Consider the following 18,068-nt stretch of genomic DNA (forward strand, 5'->3'; position numbering starts at 1 on the left):
AAAAAATGTCTGGAGAAAGTCCTATTTTTGGTATTGACTTAGGTACAACTTATTCTTGTATTGCCTATGTAGATGAGTATAACCGTCCTACCGTTGTCCCTAATATCGCAGGCGATCGCACAACTCCATCAGTCGTACAATTCAGCGACGATGAGCGTATTGTCGGTAAAGAAGCAAAAAACAGCAGCGCTCTATACCCAGATAATACAGTAGAGATGGTAAAGCGTTATATGGGTAGATCAAACGAGTTTTCTTTTAATTACGCAGGGACAAACTACACACCAGAAGAAATATCATCCTACATTTTGCGGAAAGTTGTACAGGATGCAGAACAGTACACCTCGTACAAAATTACTGATGTTGTCATCACCTGTCCAGCTTACTTTGGTATTCCTGAACGTGAAGCAACTGCAAAAGCAGGAGAAATTGCTGGGTTAAAAGTACGCAGTATTATCAACGAACCAACGGCTGCGGCGATCGCCTACGGTGTCAATGAACAAACTGACCAAACAGTCTTAGTATATGACTTGGGCGGTGGAACATTTGACGTCACCATCATCAAAATTGAACAAGGAAACATCACCGTAGTTTGTACCGATGGAGATCACTACTTGGGTGGTCGTAACTGGGATGAGATTATTGTCAGGCACTTTGCAGAAGAATGGCAACAACAAACAAATTCCACCGACGATCCCCTAGACTTTCCCGAAGTTCTGCAAGATCTCTACGAAAAAGCCGAAAAAGCAAAACAAACGCTCACCGCAAGAGAAAAAACTGATATCAGAATCGTTCATGGTGTTGATTCCGCGAGAATCACCCTAACACGCGAAAAATTTGATGAACTCACAGAAGGACTACTAAACCGTACAATTGAACTAACAAAACAAGCACTTGCAGAAGCAAAGAAGCGTGGAGTTTACGACTTTGATCAGTTGTTAATGGTAGGTGGTTCTACCAGAATGCCACAGGTTGCAAAGCGACTGTTCGCAGAATTTGGCAAAGAACCTAAATTCTCTGAACCAGACGAAGCAGTTGCTAAAGGCGCAGCAATTTATGGACAAAAGCTGATGCTTGACGATGAATTTATCAAGCGTGTAGCTGGTGCGGTGGGAATTCCTGCTGACACTGTCAGACTTGAACAAGTCGACAGCAAAGTGTTGGAGGATGTTCAACAAGAATTAGCTAATGATTATGGTTTACAACTTCCAGCAGTAAAAAAATCACTAGAAACAAAAATTATAAACGTCACCAGCCGCACTTTTGGTATTGTCACATGGCATCCCCAAAAAGGAAAAGAACTTGTGACAAATATGATTCTTCGTAACGATAGGCTACCAGCAACGGCTAGTCAAACTTTTGGTACAAGGGATGAGAACCAAGAGACTGTTGAACTGATAATAGTTGATAACTTATCTAATGATAGAGAATACGAAGTAGCCGACAGCCGTGAATTGGGTAAAACAGATATGACTCTCCCTGCTGGTTTACCGCCAAACTCACCAATCGAAGTTACATTCCAACTTAACGAGCAAGGTCGTTTGCATATGCACGCCCGCGAGTTAAAAGAAAATCGTGAAGTCGATATTTCTCTACAAACTGAGTGTATCACGTCTGTAGAAGAAATCATAGCTGCTACTTCCCGCAGTAAATCACTGGTTATTAGTTAGCACCACGCCCTTACGGGAAGTCAAAAATCAAAAGTCAAAAGTTATTTTATCTCTTTTTTTCCCCCATGCCCCATGCCCCTTGTATAATACCATGAGTACTTTTGTCGGCATAGATTTGGGTACTACGTTTTCTGCTGTTGCTTATATTAACTCTAATGGCAAAGCAGAAGCGATTCCCAATGAGCAAAATAGCTTGCTCACTCCATCTGTTGTCGATTTAAGAAGTAATCCACCTTTAGTTGGTGACGAAGCTAAGGAAAAACAATCTCTTGGTGATGAAGGGGTGTATTCTTTCTTTAAACGGGACATGGGAAATCCCAATGCCCTTTACATTGAAAATAACAAGAAGTATACACCCGTTAATTTATCATCTTTTGTCTTAAGATATCTCAAAAATTGTGCAGAAACCTTTTTAAGACAACCTGTTACTGATGCTGTGATTACAGTTCCAGCATATTTCAATAATATGCAGCGTCAAGCTACTATTGAAGCCGGTAAACAAGCAGGATTGAATGTATTACGGATTATTAATGAACCCACTGCTGCTGCTTATGCTTATGGGGTTCGTCCCACCAACACGCAGTCAAACATTCTTGTCTACGATTTAGGTGGTGGGACTTTCGATGTTTCCCTAGTGGAAATAACTCCAGCAGAATTGCGTGTGATTGCAACGTCGGGAGATCACATGCTAGGTGGTAAAGATTGGGACGACCGGATTTTACAATATCTGGCAGCAGAGTTTAAGCAAGAGTTTGGAGCAGAACTCATTGGAGAAGAATTTAATGAGCTCATGGTTTTAGCAGAGAAAACAAAAATAAGTTTGTCTGCAAAACAATCTGTTAAAGTTACAGTCAAAGGGAATGGTTATAGTGGGAGCTACGAAATAAAGCGCTCACAATTTGAAGAATTGACCAGAGATTTAATGGAACGCACACAAATGCTGGTCAACCAAGTTTTAGAAGATGCTAAATTCACTTGGAAGGATATTGAAGGGGTTGTGCTTGTCGGCGGTTCCACACGAATGCCTATGGTGCGATCGTATGTGGAAGCTATGTCTGGTAAACCTGCTTTAGGTGGAGTTAATCCAGATGAAGCTGTGGCTCTAGGTGCAGCTATTCAAGCCGCAATGGATATTGAACAGGGTTCACAACCAATCATAAAGCTAGCTGGACGGAAAAAGTCAAGTGACGTGATGAGCCATAGCTTAGGCATGATAGCACAAAACGAAGATGGTACAAAATATGTCAACAGCATCATTATTCAAAAAAATCAGCTGATACCTTGTCAGCAAACTCGTCCTTACCAGTTGCGTGTTCGTCGCAGTGGTGAAAACTGGTTAGAAGTATTTATGACGCAAGGTGAGACGACAGATCCCCTCAGTTGTGCTTACCTTGGGAAGTATGTTTTTACAGAAATACCTTACACGGAAGGAAAAACAGTTGTTATTGACATTACGTATGCATACGATGTCAATGGTGTGGTAAATGTCGCTGCAGTTGAACGGAGTACTCAGCAGAATCTAAAGTTAACTGTTGAACCTTTACCTCATGATATCCCTGAGCGTTTCTGCTTGCCATTGGTTACTGAAACCAGACGCGAGCATCTTAATTTATACATGGCATTTGACTTGTCAGGTAGTATGACTGGAGAGCCTTTGATAGAAGCGAAAAAGGCAGCAGAGGGTTTTGTAAATGAGTGCGATGTAACAAATACATCTATAGGCATCATTGAATTTTCAGATAAGACATTGATAACCGCCCGCGCAAGTCAGAACGTTAACAAAATTATACGCGGTATTGATAATCTATATATTGGCCGCACAGGCTATGGTAATGAAACTCATCCATTTGATGAAATTTTCCGCCATTTGAAAGAAGCAAAAGGTTTACGTTATGCACTGGTGTTGACTGATGGTGTATGGAAGAATCAACCAGAAGCTATACGTGCTGCTAAACGTTGCCATCAAGCAGGTATCGAAATTATTGCTGTGGGTTTTGGTGAAGCGGATAAATACTTTTTACGCGAGATTTCTTCGAGTGAGGAACTCAGTTTCTTTACAAGTTTGGGTGATTTAAGCGAAACGTTTAGCGCGATCGCTCAGGAACTCACAGAAAGTGGTGGTCAATTTGATGGCATCACCCGACGCCGTACAGGGTTAAAGCTTTTTATATAATTAGCGTCACCATAAATTCCTCTATGAGCAACTATTTGCCAATCCATACGAAGCCTTAAATAATCTATCGGCTTCTGCAGAAAGATTTTTCCGCGATCTTGCCTGCCGGAAGCAGCAGCAATGATCGTAAAGTGGCTGCAACCAAATGTCTAATCGGGCAGCCTGTTATCTTTAACACATATCCTTCTGTTGCGCTTCGGGTGAGCTTAAGCGCCAGAGATATCACCAACTTTTTCCATAGCACGCAGGGGAATCTAGCTGAGCTAGATTCGATGGAACATAAGCTAGAACGTGGACTAGAAAAGAAACTATCTGATCTGAAAACCGTTTTAAGAAAAATTGTCCTAGTAAAAGAAAATGTGAGTCGCTTTGGTATTATTACGAACATGGCATAATGACATCCATGATCTTATTAACACTACTGACTCTAAAGAAACGCAGGTTTTCAGCTAGCCTTCCTTATAAAAAAACCCAACCCACAGTTAGGTATGGGATGAGTTTGATTCTGCGTATACTAACAGTAAATATTAGAAACCTTATCGGGTAATTACATGGGAAAAAAGTCACGTTAATTACCTGACAAAAGTACTAATTTGGTACTAGTTAAGCCATAACAATATCCACGGGATGATTGACATAACAACAAAAGCTTCCAAGCAAGTGCGCTTCTCATTCCCTAAATCTGATATACTTACTTTAAAGTACGGTTTATCTATAGAATTAGTGGGTTTGCATCCATGTCATTATCATCCCCTTTGCCAACTCATTCTAGCGACAACGTCACGAAGGAGTTTCAATCTCGGTCGTTACTACCACTGAAACCGAATAGTCTTTGGAAAATAGAAACGGGCATCGTACGGATTGTAACATGGCATGAAGACGGTAGGTTAATCACTTTAGGAATATGGGGTCCAGGGGATATAGTTGGTAAAGCTTTATCAAAAATTGAACCTTATCAAATTGAGTGTTTAAGCAAGGTAGAAGCGAAAATCCTTCCACTACATGAGTGGTATCCACTCACAGAGGTTCTCCAAGATCATATTCAACAAGCTCAAGAACTTATGCTGATTCGCAGCCATAAAACTGTGGAAATAATGCTGTTAAAGCTTTTGGGATGGTTAGTTAAAAAGTTTGGTAGGGAAGTAGAAAGCGGACATCTTATTGATTTGCGGCTTACGCATCAAGATCTTGCTGAGATGCTAAATTCTAATCGTGTAACTATAACTCGTTTATTAATTAACTTAGAGGAACAAGGCTTAATTGTCCGTCTTCCCATTCATCGGATAGTTCTCAAAGAGGAAGAACTTTGGCATTATGAGATTTAATGGGGCATGGGGCATGGGGCATAGGGCATAGGGCATGGGGCACCGGGCACCGGGCATAGGAGTGCAGGAGAGAATTAAATAGGTAAATCTTGAGTGGGAACGAGTCAATACTGCGTACGAGATCTCAAGCGCTCCTCATGCAAGAAAGCCCCTATGCCCCATGCCCATTGCCCTATGCCCATTTTCACCAAATATCGTCTTGGCTTTCATCCCAGAGTTGCAGATCCAGATCGTTCAGGTACGCGATCGCACTATCAATCTGTACGCTCGTTCCTTGTAAATCTAGGTCAAACCAACCATCTCCAATTCCATTAGCTCCCAGAATCGCAGCAGAGATATTCACCGTCAAGCCATACTCAGATACCAGACGAGAAATGACAGGTTCTTGGTGATATTCTTTAGGAATCCTTAAACGAATTCGTTTGCGAGTCAGTTTATTCTCTGAAATTATAATTTCTTGCATTTTTTATCCTTTAAGTACTTTTAGTCTGCAGGATTAGCGTAGTATATTTGCACAATAACAATTATATATAAATAAAGCTAACACTCAATAGCACTCAGCTAACAAGGTTTTTCACAAGCCGGAAAAATCTAGTAGAGAGCAAGAGCCAAAGCGTAATGCACCCGAGAAGATCAAGCGATCGGCACTGTTTGTTGTTGCTACCGTAAGTCTCTGGTGAAAAAAAATTTTCTCGCTTCTGCCAGCACAAAGCTAGACGAGCCAAGCTGTGGAATGATGGCAAAGTAGGTAAAACCAAAAACGTGGAATTACCATTTCTACTTTGACCTCAAGATAAATAAAGTCTTAAACTTAGAGTACAGTGACTTAACAAAGGAATTTTGTTTTACTGGCAAATCAGGAAGACGTAAATCTCAAGACATACCTTCACCGGGAGCATCTCAATAAAATATCAAGTAATGATAAGTAAGGTTAATAAAATATATAAGTTTTTATAATAACAAACAGAATGTCAAGCAATTGCGAGCAACAAAAAAGTTCTCAGAACCAGAGTGAGAATATAATTTCCCAAAGCGTGGATCTGACGAACTGCGATCGCGAGCCGATTCACATCCCTGGTTTAATCCAGCCTCATGGGATACTTTTGGTTATTGAGGAACCAGAGTTAAAAATCATACAAGTAAGTAACAATACTTTCGAGTTAATTAATCGTCATCCTGAAGAATTACTGAATAAACCGCTAAAGAACTTGCTAAGTTCAAAGCAAGTTCTTTCTATAAAGCAGTGCTTGCTGGAAGAATTTGAAACTGTTAATCCTCTCAAAATCTCAATTAAAAATAATAAAAAAGAGGATATATTATTTGATGCGATTATTCATCGTTATGATGGATTGTTGATCTGTGAACTAGAACCTAAAAATCTTCAAGAAAACACAGATTTTGAAACTTTTTATCATCTAGTAAAAAACACTATTAATAAGCTGCAGAAATCATCTACTCTACAAGAGATGTGCCAAGTTGTCGTCAAGGAAGTACGAAAACTTACAGACTTTGAGCGAGTCATGATTTATCAATTTAATGATGAAGGAGTAGGTTCAGTTATTGCTGAAGACAAAGCAGAAGATTTAACCCCTTACCTTGGCTTACATTATCCAGCTTCAGATATTCCTAAACAAGCAAAAAAATTATACACTCTGAACTGGCTACGGTTGATTCCTAGTGCTAGTTATCAACCGGTAGAATTAATTCCTGTCAATAATCCACTAACGAAGCGACCAGTTGATTTGAGTTTATCTGTTTTAAGAAGTGTTTCTCCCATTCATCTTGAATATTTGAAAAACATGGGTGTTGACGCTTCTATGTCTATCTCGTTAATTCGAGAGAAAAAATTATGGGGATTGATTGCTTGCCATCATTCATCACCTAGATACGTGAGCTACAGTATACGGACTGCATGTGAATTTATTGGTCAAATAATGTCTTTAGAATTAGCAAATAAACAAGAGAATGAAGATTTAGACTATTCAATGAAATTGAAGATGATTCAATCAAAATTTGTTGAATCTATTCCTCAGTCAAAAAACTTTATAGAAGGTTTGCTCAAATACGAATCTGGTCTGCTAGATATTGTTAGCGCTCAAGGAGTTGCTATTTGCTTAGATGAACAATGGACTATTCTTGGTAAGACACCCCAGCAATTAGAAATGGAAGAATTACTTGCTTGGGTAAATGCTCATAGTGAAGATAATATTTTTTATACACATTCTTTATCTAAGGTTTATCCTCAAGCTAAGAAATTTCAAGGCGTTGCTAGTGGGTTACTAGCCCTCACAATCTCCAAAGTTCATAAAAATTATATTTTGTGGTTTCGACCAGAAGTTATTCAAACTGTCAACTGGGGAGGTAACCCCGATAAACCAGTAGAACTCTTAGAGGATGGGAGCCAGCGTTTGTCTCCTCGGAAATCGTTTGAGTTATGGCAACAGACAGTTCAAGGTCACTCTTTGCCCTGGAAACCTTGTGAAATTGAAGCTGTTACCGAACTCAGAAGTGCTATTGTAGCGATAGTATTGCGGCAAGCAGATGAACTAGCAAAAATAAACATTGAGTTAGAACGTAGCAATAGTGAACTAGACGCCTTTGCCTACATCGCTTCCCATGACTTAAAAGAACCACTGCGAGGAATTCATAACTATTCCACCTTTTTAATAGAGGATTACGCAGACGTTCTCAATGAAGAGGGGGTCTCAAAGCTACAAACGCTAGTACGGCTTACCCAGAGAATGGAAGACTTAATTGACTCGCTGTTACATTTTTCTAGGCTAGGACGAGTAGAATTGTCTTGGCAACCCACAAACCTTAATGAGGTAGTACAAAATGTTATAGATGTATTAAATTTGAGCATGGGTCAACCTCTAGTTGATATCCGTATCCCCAAAATCTTACCTTCCATTGTCTGCGATCAGGTTCAGATAAATGAGTTATTTACGAACTTGATTAGCAATGCAATCAAGTATCATAATAAACTTGATAGATGGGTTGAAATTGGTTTTTTAAATGTTGCTGATCTCCCGAAGATATACAATAACAATATTCGCGTGGATGAACACAAACCTCAGTCAATGTTAGTTTTTTATGTTAAAGATAACGGCATTGGGATTCGTGAGCGGCACTTGGAGACAATTTTTCGCATTTTTAAGCGTCTGCATGGTCGTTCTGAATATGGCGGAGGTACAGGTGCTGGGTTAACTATTGCTAAAAAGATTGTGGAACGCCATGGGGGTCAGATTTGGGTAGAGTCTACTTTTGGAGAAGGTAGCACTTTTTATTTTACATTGCCTGGTTAAGGAGACAGAATGGTTGGTAATCAAGCACAACCTTTATTAGTTATTGAAGATAGCGATGAGGATTTTGAAGCTTTTGGAAGAATTATCAAGAGGTTATCTTTTGTTATTCCTATCTATCGCTGTACCGATGGGGATGATGCGTTAGATTTTCTCTACAAGACTGGCAAGTATGCTAATTCTACCAACGCCCCCCGCCCACGAATAATTTTGCTTGACCTTAACTTACCAGGCTTAGATGGACGAGACATTCTCAACCAAATTAAGCAAGATAATGCACTCAAAACTATTCCAGTGATCATATTTACAACCTCCTCTAATCCTAAAGATATTGAAGCTTGTTATCAGCAGGGTGTTAACGGATATATTATCAAGCCGATTGACGTGAATAAATTAATAAGAAGTATTCAAGTTTTTATCGATTACTGGTTTGAAGTCAGTACCCTTCCTCCTCCAATTACTAGGTAGTTATGACTAAAAAGCAGTATACAATTGTGCTTGTTGATGATAGTCCAGAAGATAGGGAAACTTATCGGCGATATTTGTGCCAGAATAAGCAGTATAAATATACCATTTTAGAAGCAGAGTTTGGGGAAGAGGGACTAGAGCTATGTAAGCTTAGTAACCCAGATGCAGTATTTTTGGATTACTTGCTACCTGACTTTAATGGGTTGGAATTCCTTGCAGAACTGCGAGAACAAATGAATGAGAATTACCCTGCTGTCATTATGATGACAGGTCAGGGAGATGAAATGATCGCAGTACAAGCAATAAGATCTGGTGCTCAAGACTATTTGGTTAAAGGGCGGCTCACTGCTGACAGCATCCGCTTAGCATTGGAGAGTGCAATTGAAAAAGCTCAGTTACGTGCTAGGCTCGAACAGAGTGAGGAGCGACTAAAATTAGCTCTAGAAGCGGCTAAAATGGGCACTTGGGAGTGGAAAATTCCATCAAACACGATAGTGTGGTCGAATTTGGTTAGCTCAATATTTGGTCGTTCGCCTGACTTGTATTTATCAACCTATGAAGCTTTTGTTGATGCTGTTCATCCAGAAGACTGTAATTATATCACTCAATCTATAGCTCGCGCATTAGAAGAAGGAACAGAATACGAAGTAGAATTTCGTACTATCTGGGCTGACGGTTCTGTACACTGGGTTGGTGGTAAGGGAAAGGTTTACTATGATAAAACTGGTCAGCCTTTACGAATGCTTGGTACAGTGATGGATATCACTAAATCAAAGCAAGCAGAAATAGCAAGACAACAACAAATTCAAAGAGAAAAATTAGTATTACAAATTGCTCAAAGGATCCGCAAATCGCTGGATTTAGAAGAAATTTTAAATATAACTGTACATGAAGTAAGGCAGTTCTTACAAAGCGATCGCGTACTAATTTTCCGTTTTAATCCAAACTGGGAAGGCACAGTCGTTGTGGAATCTACTAAACCTAATGTTAGCAGTATTTTGTCAACAAATATTTATGATCCTTGCTTTACGCAAACCTGGATTGAACCCTACAGAAATGGTCGAATTTTAGCAATAGAAGATATTCATACAGCAAATTTAACCCAATGTCACGTTGACTTATTGTCCCGGTTTGAAGTTAAGGCAAATTTGGTCGTTCCTATTCTACAAGGAGAACACTTATGGGGACTACTGCTCGCCCATCAATGTTCAGCACCTAGACAATGGCAACAGTGGGAAAAGGATCTGCTATCTTCATTAACAACACAAATGGGAATAGCCATCCAACAATCCACACTGTTTGAGCAAGCACAAATTGAACTAGTTCAACGCAAAGAAGCTGAGTCAACGTTGCGTTATACTTTTGGAAAGTTGAACTTCCTGATCGAAAACTCTCCTCTAGCTGTGATTGAATGGGATGATGAGTTTCGCATATGTCGTTGGTCATCAGAAAGTGAGAGAATCTTTGGGTGGACATCTGAGGAAGTAATAGGTAAGAAATTCGACGATTGGCAATTTGTGCTTAGAGAAGATTTAGAAGCTGTCGTAGCTACACTAAATCCCTTAATCAAGGGACTTGAACAGCGTAATATCTCATCTAACCGCAACTATAAAAAAGATGGTTCAGTTGTTTTCTGTGAGTGGTACAACTCGGTTTTGGTAGATGAATCAGGAAAAATGATTTCCATTTTATCCTTGGTGCTAGACGTGACTGAACGCAAAAGGGTAGAAGCCGCACTCAAGGAAAGTGAAGCACTTTTCCGTCACATGGCAGATTCATCGCCAGTCATGCTATGGTTATCCGACGTTAACAAGCAATATTACTACTTTAATAAACCCTGGTTAGACTTCACAGGGCGGACAATGGAAGAAGAAATAGGCAATGGTTGGACTGACAGAGTTCATCCTGATGATTTTGTGTACTGCTTTGAAACATACACGCAAGCGTTTGATGCTCGTCAAGAATTTAGAATGGAGTATCGCCTGCAACGCCATGATGGTGAATATCATTGGCTATTAGATATAGGAATACCACGCTTCACGGCGGTAGGAGATTTTCTTGGTTATATTGGCTCATGTATTGATATTAGCGATCGCAAACAGGTGGAAATAGAGCGGACTCAGCTACTTCAACGAGAACAAGCAGCGCGTATGGAAGCTGAAGCAGCCAATCGGATCAAAAATGAGTTTTTAACAGTCCTCTCTCACGAACTACGCACTCCTTTGAATCCAATATTAGGTTGGACTAAAATACTTCAACATTCTAAGCTTGACGCAGCAAAGACTGCTACAGCTCTTGCAACTATTGAGCGCAATGCTAAATTACAGGCTCAGTTGATTGAAGATTTACTTGATGTCTCTCAGATTTTACAGGGTAACCTGACGCTCAACGTTTCCTTAGTTAATCTGGAGACGACGATTATAGGAGCGTTAGAAACAGTTCGTTTAGCAGCCCAGGCTAAGTCAATTCAAATTCAGAGTGTGTTTGAACTACAACCGTGCAATATCATAGGCGATCCATCCCGTTTGCAGCAAATTCTTTGGAATCTCCTCTCCAACTCTGTCAAGTTCACACCTTCTGGTGGTAGGGTGGAAGTGCGCCTGGAACGTATTGACGGTTATGCTCAAATCACAGTCAGTGATACAGGTCAAGGGATTAGTGCAGAATTTTTACCTTATGTCTTTGATTATTTTAGGCAAGCAGATAGCACTACCACAAGAGCATTTGGTGGACTTGGCTTGGGATTGGCGATCGTACGACAATTAGTAGAACTTCATGGAGGTATGATCAGCGCCCAAAGTTTAGGGAAAGGACAAGGCTCGACTTTTACTCTAAAATTACCTCTTTTGCAGGATGAGGAACTTGTTAACGACTGATAAGTTTTATGTAGTGTGCGCTCGGATACAATATTTTTCAGTTCTCAATAGATCTTATGATAGTTGAAAAAAATTTTATATGACTCGTCACCCAGCTTACAAAATAACAGACTCATCCCTAAGATTGGGAAGCTTCACGGCGCGACAGTTCAAGCTTTTAGCCTAGGAGAAGGTTGGGAGTAGCCTTACCGTAATGCTAGCCTTAATACATGTTGAGCCTCAAATTGTTGAGGAAACACCAATGCCTGATAACTTACCTGATCTTAAAGATGTACGAATACTGGTTGTTGATGATGATGTTGATACCCTTGAATTTTTAGACTTCTTACTTCAAGATTACGGTGCACAAGTGCGTACTACAGTATCAGCCCACGAAGCTCTAGAAGTATTTTCAGAGTGGTCACCCCAAGTACTTGTGAGCGATATCGGTATGCCTGAAGTCGATGGCTACATGTTAATGCGTAAAATTAGAACAATGCCTTTAGGTCAACCAGAGCAACTTCAGGCGATCGCGCTGACTGCCTACGCCGGAGAGCTTAACCATCACCAGACACTTGAAGCAGGCTTTCACAAACACGTTACTAAGCCAGTAGACCCTGACGAATTCATAGCACTTATCGCCGCCGTTGTCAAGGAATCTAAAATTCCTTTACTTTAGCCCATAAGATGATACCGGCGAATGTCTGGTTCAGCAGCAACTAAATTTTCAAGTTTGGTTACAGCTATCTGTATATGTTCTGAAAGTAAATGATTATTAAGAGCGTCTTCAGAAGTCCATTCCTCCACAAAAGTTAAGTCTGTAGGGTCTGAATTGTTTTGCAACAGTTCATACTTGATACAGCCTGCTTCCTTTCGGGTAGGAGGAATCAATTCCAGCAGAATAGCTTTAAGCTCTTCTATTTTGTCTGGTAACGCCACCATACGAGCAACTACACGAACTTCACTAGCCATTTATTACACCATCCCTCATAGAACACACACCTATAATCCTCCCTTGTCTCCGACTTCTGACTTTTGACTTTTGACTTTTGACTTTTGACTTCCCCAAGGGGGTTGCTCCCTCTCAACTCCAATCCGGACGCAAACTTGCAGCGTGACGCAAGTAGGTATGGTAAATTGGCACAGACTCTGGGAGATAGGCATGAACTAAAAAGCGCACGCAGCGTTCCATACTGCCCTTAACGTACATTTGCTGCACATCTAACATTGCGACATTATCCCAATAAGGGCGTTTGCGTGCGATAGCTGCTGGAAAAATAGCATCTAAGTCACGCGTTACCGAAAAAGTCACACTGAGGATGTTTCTTGGATCCAGTTGATTTCGTTTTTCCAACTCATCTAGTAGTTCCGTCACAGCTTCTTGCATTGCTTCAACCCCATTTTCTGAGACGGTCGTTGCTCCGCGAATAGCCCGTATTCGCCACTCCACGAAATATCCTCCCCTGTTTAATCTTTTCCAATAATTATGCACCCTTTAGAAGTTAAAATTCTAAAATACTCTAGGGCCGATATAACCATAAAGGTAGACCACTAGTAGACATTTCAAACTCTAGCCAATCAATCCCTGCCCCAAGCCCTGATGAAACCTGACGACTAGCCGGTAATAATCGACTCAATAGAGGTTTAGGTTCTTCTAGAGTATAAAGCTGTGTCTTCTCAGGATCAAGACCAACTAGTTCTGCTGCCCACTTACGAGCATCGTCTTCTGTTCCTAAGCGATCTACAATACCCAACTCTACCGCTTGTTGTCCGGTAAAAATTCGACCATCAGCAAAACTCTTTACAGTTTCTATAGCTAAAGACCGCCCTTCTGCTATTGTTTCTACAAATTGCTGATAGCTAGTGTCAATCAGTTCTTGCAAAATGTTTTGTTCTGGTTCTGTTAGTTCCCGATCAAATGCCAAGATGTCTTTGTAGGGTCCAGACTTAATTACCTTAAAAGAGATACCTATTTTTTGCAGTAAGCGTTCTAGATTGTTGCCTCGTAAGATCACGCCTATACTACCTGTGATTGTACCAGGGTTAGCCATGATATGTTCTGCGCCCATTCCGATGTAAACTCCACCAGAAGCAGAAATATTACCAAAACTAGCAACAATTTTTACTTTTTCTCGCAATTGCTTTAGAGCGCTGTAGATTTCTTGAGAATCTACGACTGTTCCGCCTGGGCTATCGATACGTAGCAGTAATGCTGGAAATTTTTTCTCTTCTACTGTCTTGAGAGCTTCTAGCACTCGCTTCCGAGTGGCACTGGCGATCGCACCTGTAATTTCAATCCGAGCTATTTGTTTACGAAACCTGGGCTTAAAAGGCCAAATCATGAGCAATTAAAAAACGTAGCAATTTATTTAATATAATTCACTGTAGTAGCGCCCAGTATATTTTAAGCAAAACTAATCTTGATTTCCAATTATTGACAATTAATATATTAACAAGAAATTTAACGAATAAAATTCACTAAATCAGTATACGTTAACACCAATTAAATTTATTTCAAAGCCTTTGGAGATAAGGTTTTGCTAAACTTCGCTATGGAGGACAATAAGCAAGCTAACGTAAAATTTGATACCTATAGTAAGCATAAGCATCAAACAGCACCCCGACAAAACTACAAGTGAAACTAATAACAACAACTCCTCTAAGGGGGGCACCATTGCCAAAGATAGTAAGAAACTCCAGCACAAGAGTAGTGATTGCTTCAGTCATACCCCCTAAACCTGGAAGGTAACCGAACAGAAAAATTATGCTGAAAAAAGCCCCGATCAAAAAGATGGGAGCGGTAAAACTAAAAATAATCATTAACGTCAGTGAACGCAGAAAATTGATGAGCATGGTTCTGTAGGGCGGGTTCCATGGTTATTTGCCAGACTGCCAATTTCTACAATAAGTGGTATTTTTACCCGAAGGTCAATATTTCAAAAATCTTAAGTTTTCATTAAAATACATACACATAGATTATCACAAATCTTTCCTTAAGCTACAAAAAAGTTACATCAGTGTGACAAAGAAACAGCAAGCCTTTCAAGGCTAGTCGCCGTTTTGGTAACATAGCGCGACTCTAAAACAGTATGTTTAATTTCTGAGAAGAGTTTTAAACTAAGTTCACAGAGGGAGTAGGGAGCAGGGGAAGCAGGGGGAGCAGAGGAAAAATTAAATAAAGTCAAGTCCCCAATGCCCAATGCCCCATGCCCCATACCCCATACCCCATACCCCATGCCCCATGCCCATAGTTTCCATGTTATTATTGTCCTGTTTTAATGAGTTAGCTTGTCAACATTGAGCGAGACTACATCCAAATCGAGTTTGGGGTCATGGAGTCAGCGACTGCTGGCAGGAATCTTCTTAGGTGGACAATTACCAATTCACCTACTCAAAGGTAAAATCCATTGGCGTAACACCTTAGATCAAATGGCGGCGGTGGGACCAGACTCCCTATTCATTGCTCTGCTAACAGCTGTTTTTGTGGGCGCAGTATTTACTATTCAGGTAGCTCGGGAGTTTATTAACTTCGGTGCTGGAAATATTGTTGGTGGAGTGTTGGCGATCGCCTTAACGCGAGAACTTGCACCAGTGCTCACTGCAGTTGTTTTAGCCGGACGAGTAGGTTCAGCATTTGCAGCAGAAATTGGCACAATGCGGGTCACAGAACAAATTGATGCTCTTTTAATGCTCAGAACCGATCCTATTGATTACTTGGTCATTCCCCGTGTACTTGCTTGCTGTTTGATGTTGCCAATATTAACCCTCTTGTCCTTAGTGACAGGTATGATAGGGGGTTTACTTATTGCAACAAATTTATACAATCTTTCTGATACAGCGTTTATAGATTCAGCCCGCAACTTTTTGGGCACATGGGACATTGTCAGCGCAATGATCAAAGCATTTTGCTTTGGGATTTTTATTGCTGTAATTGGTTGCAATTGGGGCATGACCACAACCGGAGGAGCTAAAGGCGTAGGACAATCAACAACAACTGCCGTTGTGACTGCGTTGTTAATTATCTTTATCAGTAATTTCTTTCTTTCTTGGATTATGTTCCAAGGAACTGGCACTACAATAAGTCTGCCAGGTCTATAGTTCTTGCGCAATAATTAAGAAAAGAATTCTGAATTCAGAAGTCAGGAGTCAGGAGGAGCCACTGCGCCCTTAACGGTTCCCTAGCATAAGTAACGTTTAAACAGAAGCAGGATTTTTAACTGTGACTACTTCACTTACGCCCAACTCAGCATCAACAGTTGAACTCAAGCCGGTTTACTACATACCGGTGGCGTTAGTTGTTGCCGCAATTCCATTACTGTTGGTTCAACCTTGGGTAGGCTTAGTTATAGCGCTGTTTGGCTTGTTTCTCATGTTTCAAGCAGTCACACTGCGATTAAAATTTACTAGCACGGATTTAGATCTTTATAGAGGGGAAAAATTACTTCGGCGCTTTCCCTACAGAGAATGGCAAAATTGGCGGATCTTTTGGCCAAGAATCCCTATCCTTTTCTACTTTAAAGAAATTAAAAGTATTCACTTTGTACCGATCTTATTTGACCCCGACACCCTCAAGGCTTGCCTAGAACAACGCTGTCCCCGTACTTAACTAGTACCGCAAGGCGGAATTCGCTCATTCAAAATTCTGTTAGGAATACAGCATAGGCTTTTCAGAGATTTTGAATGGTATGCTTATTTACGCCGCGCTGTACTAGTTTAAATTTGGATGATGAATTCATATGTCAGAATTTATGCTGACTCCTGACTTCTGACTTCTGACTTCTATTTGGTAAAGTATCCGTAAACGTTATTGCAGCGTTTACTGGGCCATGATACCATACATCAGTACAAAATCTTAAAATTTACATCTCTATCCAACCCAGCAAACCCACTCTGATTCGTTGATGCCAAAAGAAGAACAAAGCCAAACACCTGAGCAACAGGAAAACCCATCTGTTGAACCAGTGGCAGAAACACCAGTAGAAAGTCATACCGATGACACGACGCAACAAGACGAAGTAAATTCTACTTTACCAATCGTGGAAGTAGAGGCACAAACTCCTGCTAAATCACCAGAAGAGTTAACCGCCGAAGTTGCTGCATTGCTAGAACTTGGTAGTGGCGAACTGGAATCAGGATCAGAATCAAAAGATAATAGCCAAGAAAATCTACTCGTGCAACGTGTATCTGAGTTGCAACGGACTGAAGAAAACCTGAAAAAAGAAATAGCAAACTTAGAAGCGTCTTACAAAACTCTTCAGGAGCAAGTCGTTACCAGTCAATTGACTCTGGGGAAAGTGATTCAAGAGTCTTTGTCTGAACTAGAACAGCGTAAAGCAACACTCCAAATTTCTGTCGAACAGTTGGAACGGCGTCAGGAACGTATTCGCAACGAAATGCGAACCACTTTTGCAGGGGCTTCTCAGGATTTGGCAATCAGAGTGCAGGGTTTTAAAGATTATTTGACAGGTAGTTTACAAGATTTGGCAGCAGCCGCAGAACAATTGCAACTCGTACCAAAGCCAAAACCAGAACCGGAAAAACAAGCTGTCAAAAAGGCTCAGTCATCTGAATCTGAGGAAGGAACACCAGAATTTGCTAGCCAGCAGTTTCAGGATACAACAAAGCAAATCCGCCGTCTCATAGATCAGTACCGTACCAAACCAGATTATTATGGTCCGCCCTGGCAATTGCGCCGCACTTTTGAACCAGTTCATGCTGAAAGGGTTTCTAACTGGTTCTTCAAGCAAGGGGGACGCGGTGCTTTACGTACAATGGGTTCCAGGTTACAAAATATTCTCGTCTCTTCAGCAGCAATTTCAATACTGCACACGCTGTATGGCGATCGCATTCGCGCTTTAGTATTAGCAAATACGCCAGAACGTTTAGGTGAATGGCGGCGGGGTTTACAAGATTGCTTGGGAATTGGTCGTCCAGATTTTGGTCCCGATAGGGGAGTGATACTATTCGAAACTCCGGAAGCTTTAGCACAAAAGGCAGACCGCTTGGTGAAAGCAAACCAACAGCCTTTGATTATTATTGACGATTCTGAAGAGAAGATTAGTCTAGCACTGCTACAATTTCCTTTGTGGTTAGCCTTTGCCCCGGATCCAAAAATGATGAAAAGTTCTTACGATGATGATTTTTAATTAGGGCATGGGGCAATGGGCATGGGGCAATGGGCATGGGGCATGGCTATACCCGAACAGTATTAACTTCCCTATAGCCGTAGATTTATCGGTGTAATTCTTCCCCGATGCCCTATGCTATATGCCCAATAC

The 18,068-nt window shown here is 40.8% G+C and carries 16 protein-coding genes; 11 read left to right on the top strand and 5 right to left on the bottom strand.

Annotated elements, in window-relative coordinates; all coding sequences use genetic code 11:
* Positions 1–5: 5 nt before the first annotated feature.
* The 4 genes from G4P69_RS09920 (at position 6) to G4P69_RS09935 (ending at position 5,165) form a co-directional block, all read left to right on the top strand.
* Positions 6–1,667, top strand: coding sequence for an Hsp70 family protein (locus tag G4P69_RS09920; protein ID WP_208341339.1), 1,662 nt, complete (start codon positions 6–8; stop codon positions 1,665–1,667).
* Between the two features lie 91 nt (positions 1,668–1,758).
* Positions 1,759–3,840: an Hsp70 family protein gene (locus G4P69_RS09925; RefSeq protein ID WP_208341338.1), complete on the top strand. Its 2,082-nt coding sequence runs from the start codon at positions 1,759–1,761 to the stop codon at positions 3,838–3,840.
* A 131-nt stretch (positions 3,841–3,971) separates the two neighbouring features.
* On the top strand, positions 3,972–4,235 hold the full coding sequence (locus G4P69_RS09930) for a hypothetical protein (protein WP_208341337.1): 264 nt from the start codon (positions 3,972–3,974) through the stop codon (positions 4,233–4,235).
* A gap of 342 nt (positions 4,236–4,577) precedes the next feature.
* The gene (locus G4P69_RS09935) at positions 4,578–5,165 is read left to right on the top strand and encodes a Crp/Fnr family transcriptional regulator (RefSeq protein WP_208341336.1); all 588 of its coding nucleotides are present in this window, start codon (positions 4,578–4,580) and stop codon (positions 5,163–5,165) included.
* A gap of 184 nt (positions 5,166–5,349) precedes the next feature.
* On the opposite strand, the gene G4P69_RS09940 is transcribed toward G4P69_RS09935, so the two are convergent.
* Positions 5,350–5,616, bottom strand: a complete 267-nt coding sequence (locus G4P69_RS09940; RefSeq protein WP_208341351.1) for an NIL domain-containing protein — start codon at positions 5,614–5,616, stop codon at positions 5,350–5,352.
* A 517-nt stretch (positions 5,617–6,133) separates the two neighbouring features.
* Between G4P69_RS09940 and G4P69_RS09945 the strand changes: the two genes are divergently transcribed.
* The 4 genes from G4P69_RS09945 (at position 6,134) to G4P69_RS09960 (ending at position 12,469) form a co-directional block, all read left to right on the top strand.
* A complete protein-coding gene (locus tag G4P69_RS09945) occupies positions 6,134–8,470 on the top strand; it encodes an ATP-binding protein (protein ID WP_208341335.1) in 2,337 nt (778 codons plus the stop codon).
* A gap of 9 nt (positions 8,471–8,479) precedes the next feature.
* Positions 8,480–8,935, top strand: coding sequence for a response regulator (locus G4P69_RS09950; protein ID WP_208341334.1), 456 nt, complete (start codon positions 8,480–8,482; stop codon positions 8,933–8,935).
* A gap of 2 nt (positions 8,936–8,937) precedes the next feature.
* Positions 8,938–11,811 (top strand): PAS domain S-box protein, encoded by a 2,874-nt coding sequence (locus tag G4P69_RS09955; RefSeq protein WP_208341333.1) that lies wholly within the window; start codon positions 8,938–8,940, stop codon positions 11,809–11,811.
* A 193-nt stretch (positions 11,812–12,004) separates the two neighbouring features.
* Positions 12,005–12,469, top strand: coding sequence for a response regulator (locus G4P69_RS09960; RefSeq protein WP_208341332.1), 465 nt, complete (start codon positions 12,005–12,007; stop codon positions 12,467–12,469).
* On the opposite strand, the gene G4P69_RS09965 is transcribed toward G4P69_RS09960, so the two are convergent.
* The 4 genes from G4P69_RS09965 to G4P69_RS40215 form a co-directional block, all read right to left on the bottom strand.
* A complete protein-coding gene (locus G4P69_RS09965; protein WP_208341331.1) occupies positions 12,466–12,762 on the bottom strand; it encodes a putative quinol monooxygenase in 297 nt (98 codons plus the stop codon). The genes G4P69_RS09960 and G4P69_RS09965 overlap by 4 nt on opposite strands.
* 112 nt (positions 12,763–12,874) lie before the next feature.
* Entirely contained in the window at positions 12,875–13,240 is a 366-nt protein-coding gene (aroH, locus tag G4P69_RS09970; protein WP_208341330.1) for a chorismate mutase, read from the bottom strand.
* A 70-nt stretch (positions 13,241–13,310) separates the two neighbouring features.
* Positions 13,311–14,132 carry a signal peptide peptidase SppA gene (gene sppA / locus G4P69_RS09975; RefSeq protein ID WP_208341329.1) on the bottom strand — a complete coding sequence of 274 codons (822 nt, stop codon included), beginning with the start codon at positions 14,130–14,132 and terminating at the stop codon, positions 13,311–13,313.
* A 229-nt stretch (positions 14,133–14,361) separates the two neighbouring features.
* Entirely contained in the window at positions 14,362–14,517 is a 156-nt protein-coding gene (locus G4P69_RS40215) for a hypothetical protein (RefSeq protein ID WP_313890540.1), read from the bottom strand.
* A gap of 570 nt (positions 14,518–15,087) precedes the next feature.
* Here G4P69_RS40215 and G4P69_RS09985 point away from each other — a divergent pair.
* The 3 genes from G4P69_RS09985 (at position 15,088) to G4P69_RS09995 (ending at position 17,936) form a co-directional block, all read left to right on the top strand.
* Positions 15,088–15,888 carry an MlaE family lipid ABC transporter permease subunit gene (locus G4P69_RS09985; protein ID WP_208341350.1) on the top strand — a complete coding sequence of 267 codons (801 nt, stop codon included), beginning with the start codon at positions 15,088–15,090 and terminating at the stop codon, positions 15,886–15,888.
* Between the two features lie 121 nt (positions 15,889–16,009).
* Positions 16,010–16,396, top strand: coding sequence for a DUF3119 family protein (locus G4P69_RS09990; RefSeq protein ID WP_208341327.1), 387 nt, complete (start codon positions 16,010–16,012; stop codon positions 16,394–16,396).
* 295 nt (positions 16,397–16,691) lie between these two features.
* Complete coding sequence (locus G4P69_RS09995; RefSeq protein WP_208341326.1) at positions 16,692–17,936, top strand: DUF3086 domain-containing protein; 1,245 nt, start codon at positions 16,692–16,694, stop codon at positions 17,934–17,936.
* Positions 17,937–18,068 lie beyond the last annotated feature (132 nt).

It is taken from the genome of Aetokthonos hydrillicola CCALA 1050, from assembly GCF_017591665.1.
Lineage (GTDB): Bacteria > Cyanobacteriota > Cyanobacteriia > Cyanobacteriales > Nostocaceae > Aetokthonos > Aetokthonos hydrillicola.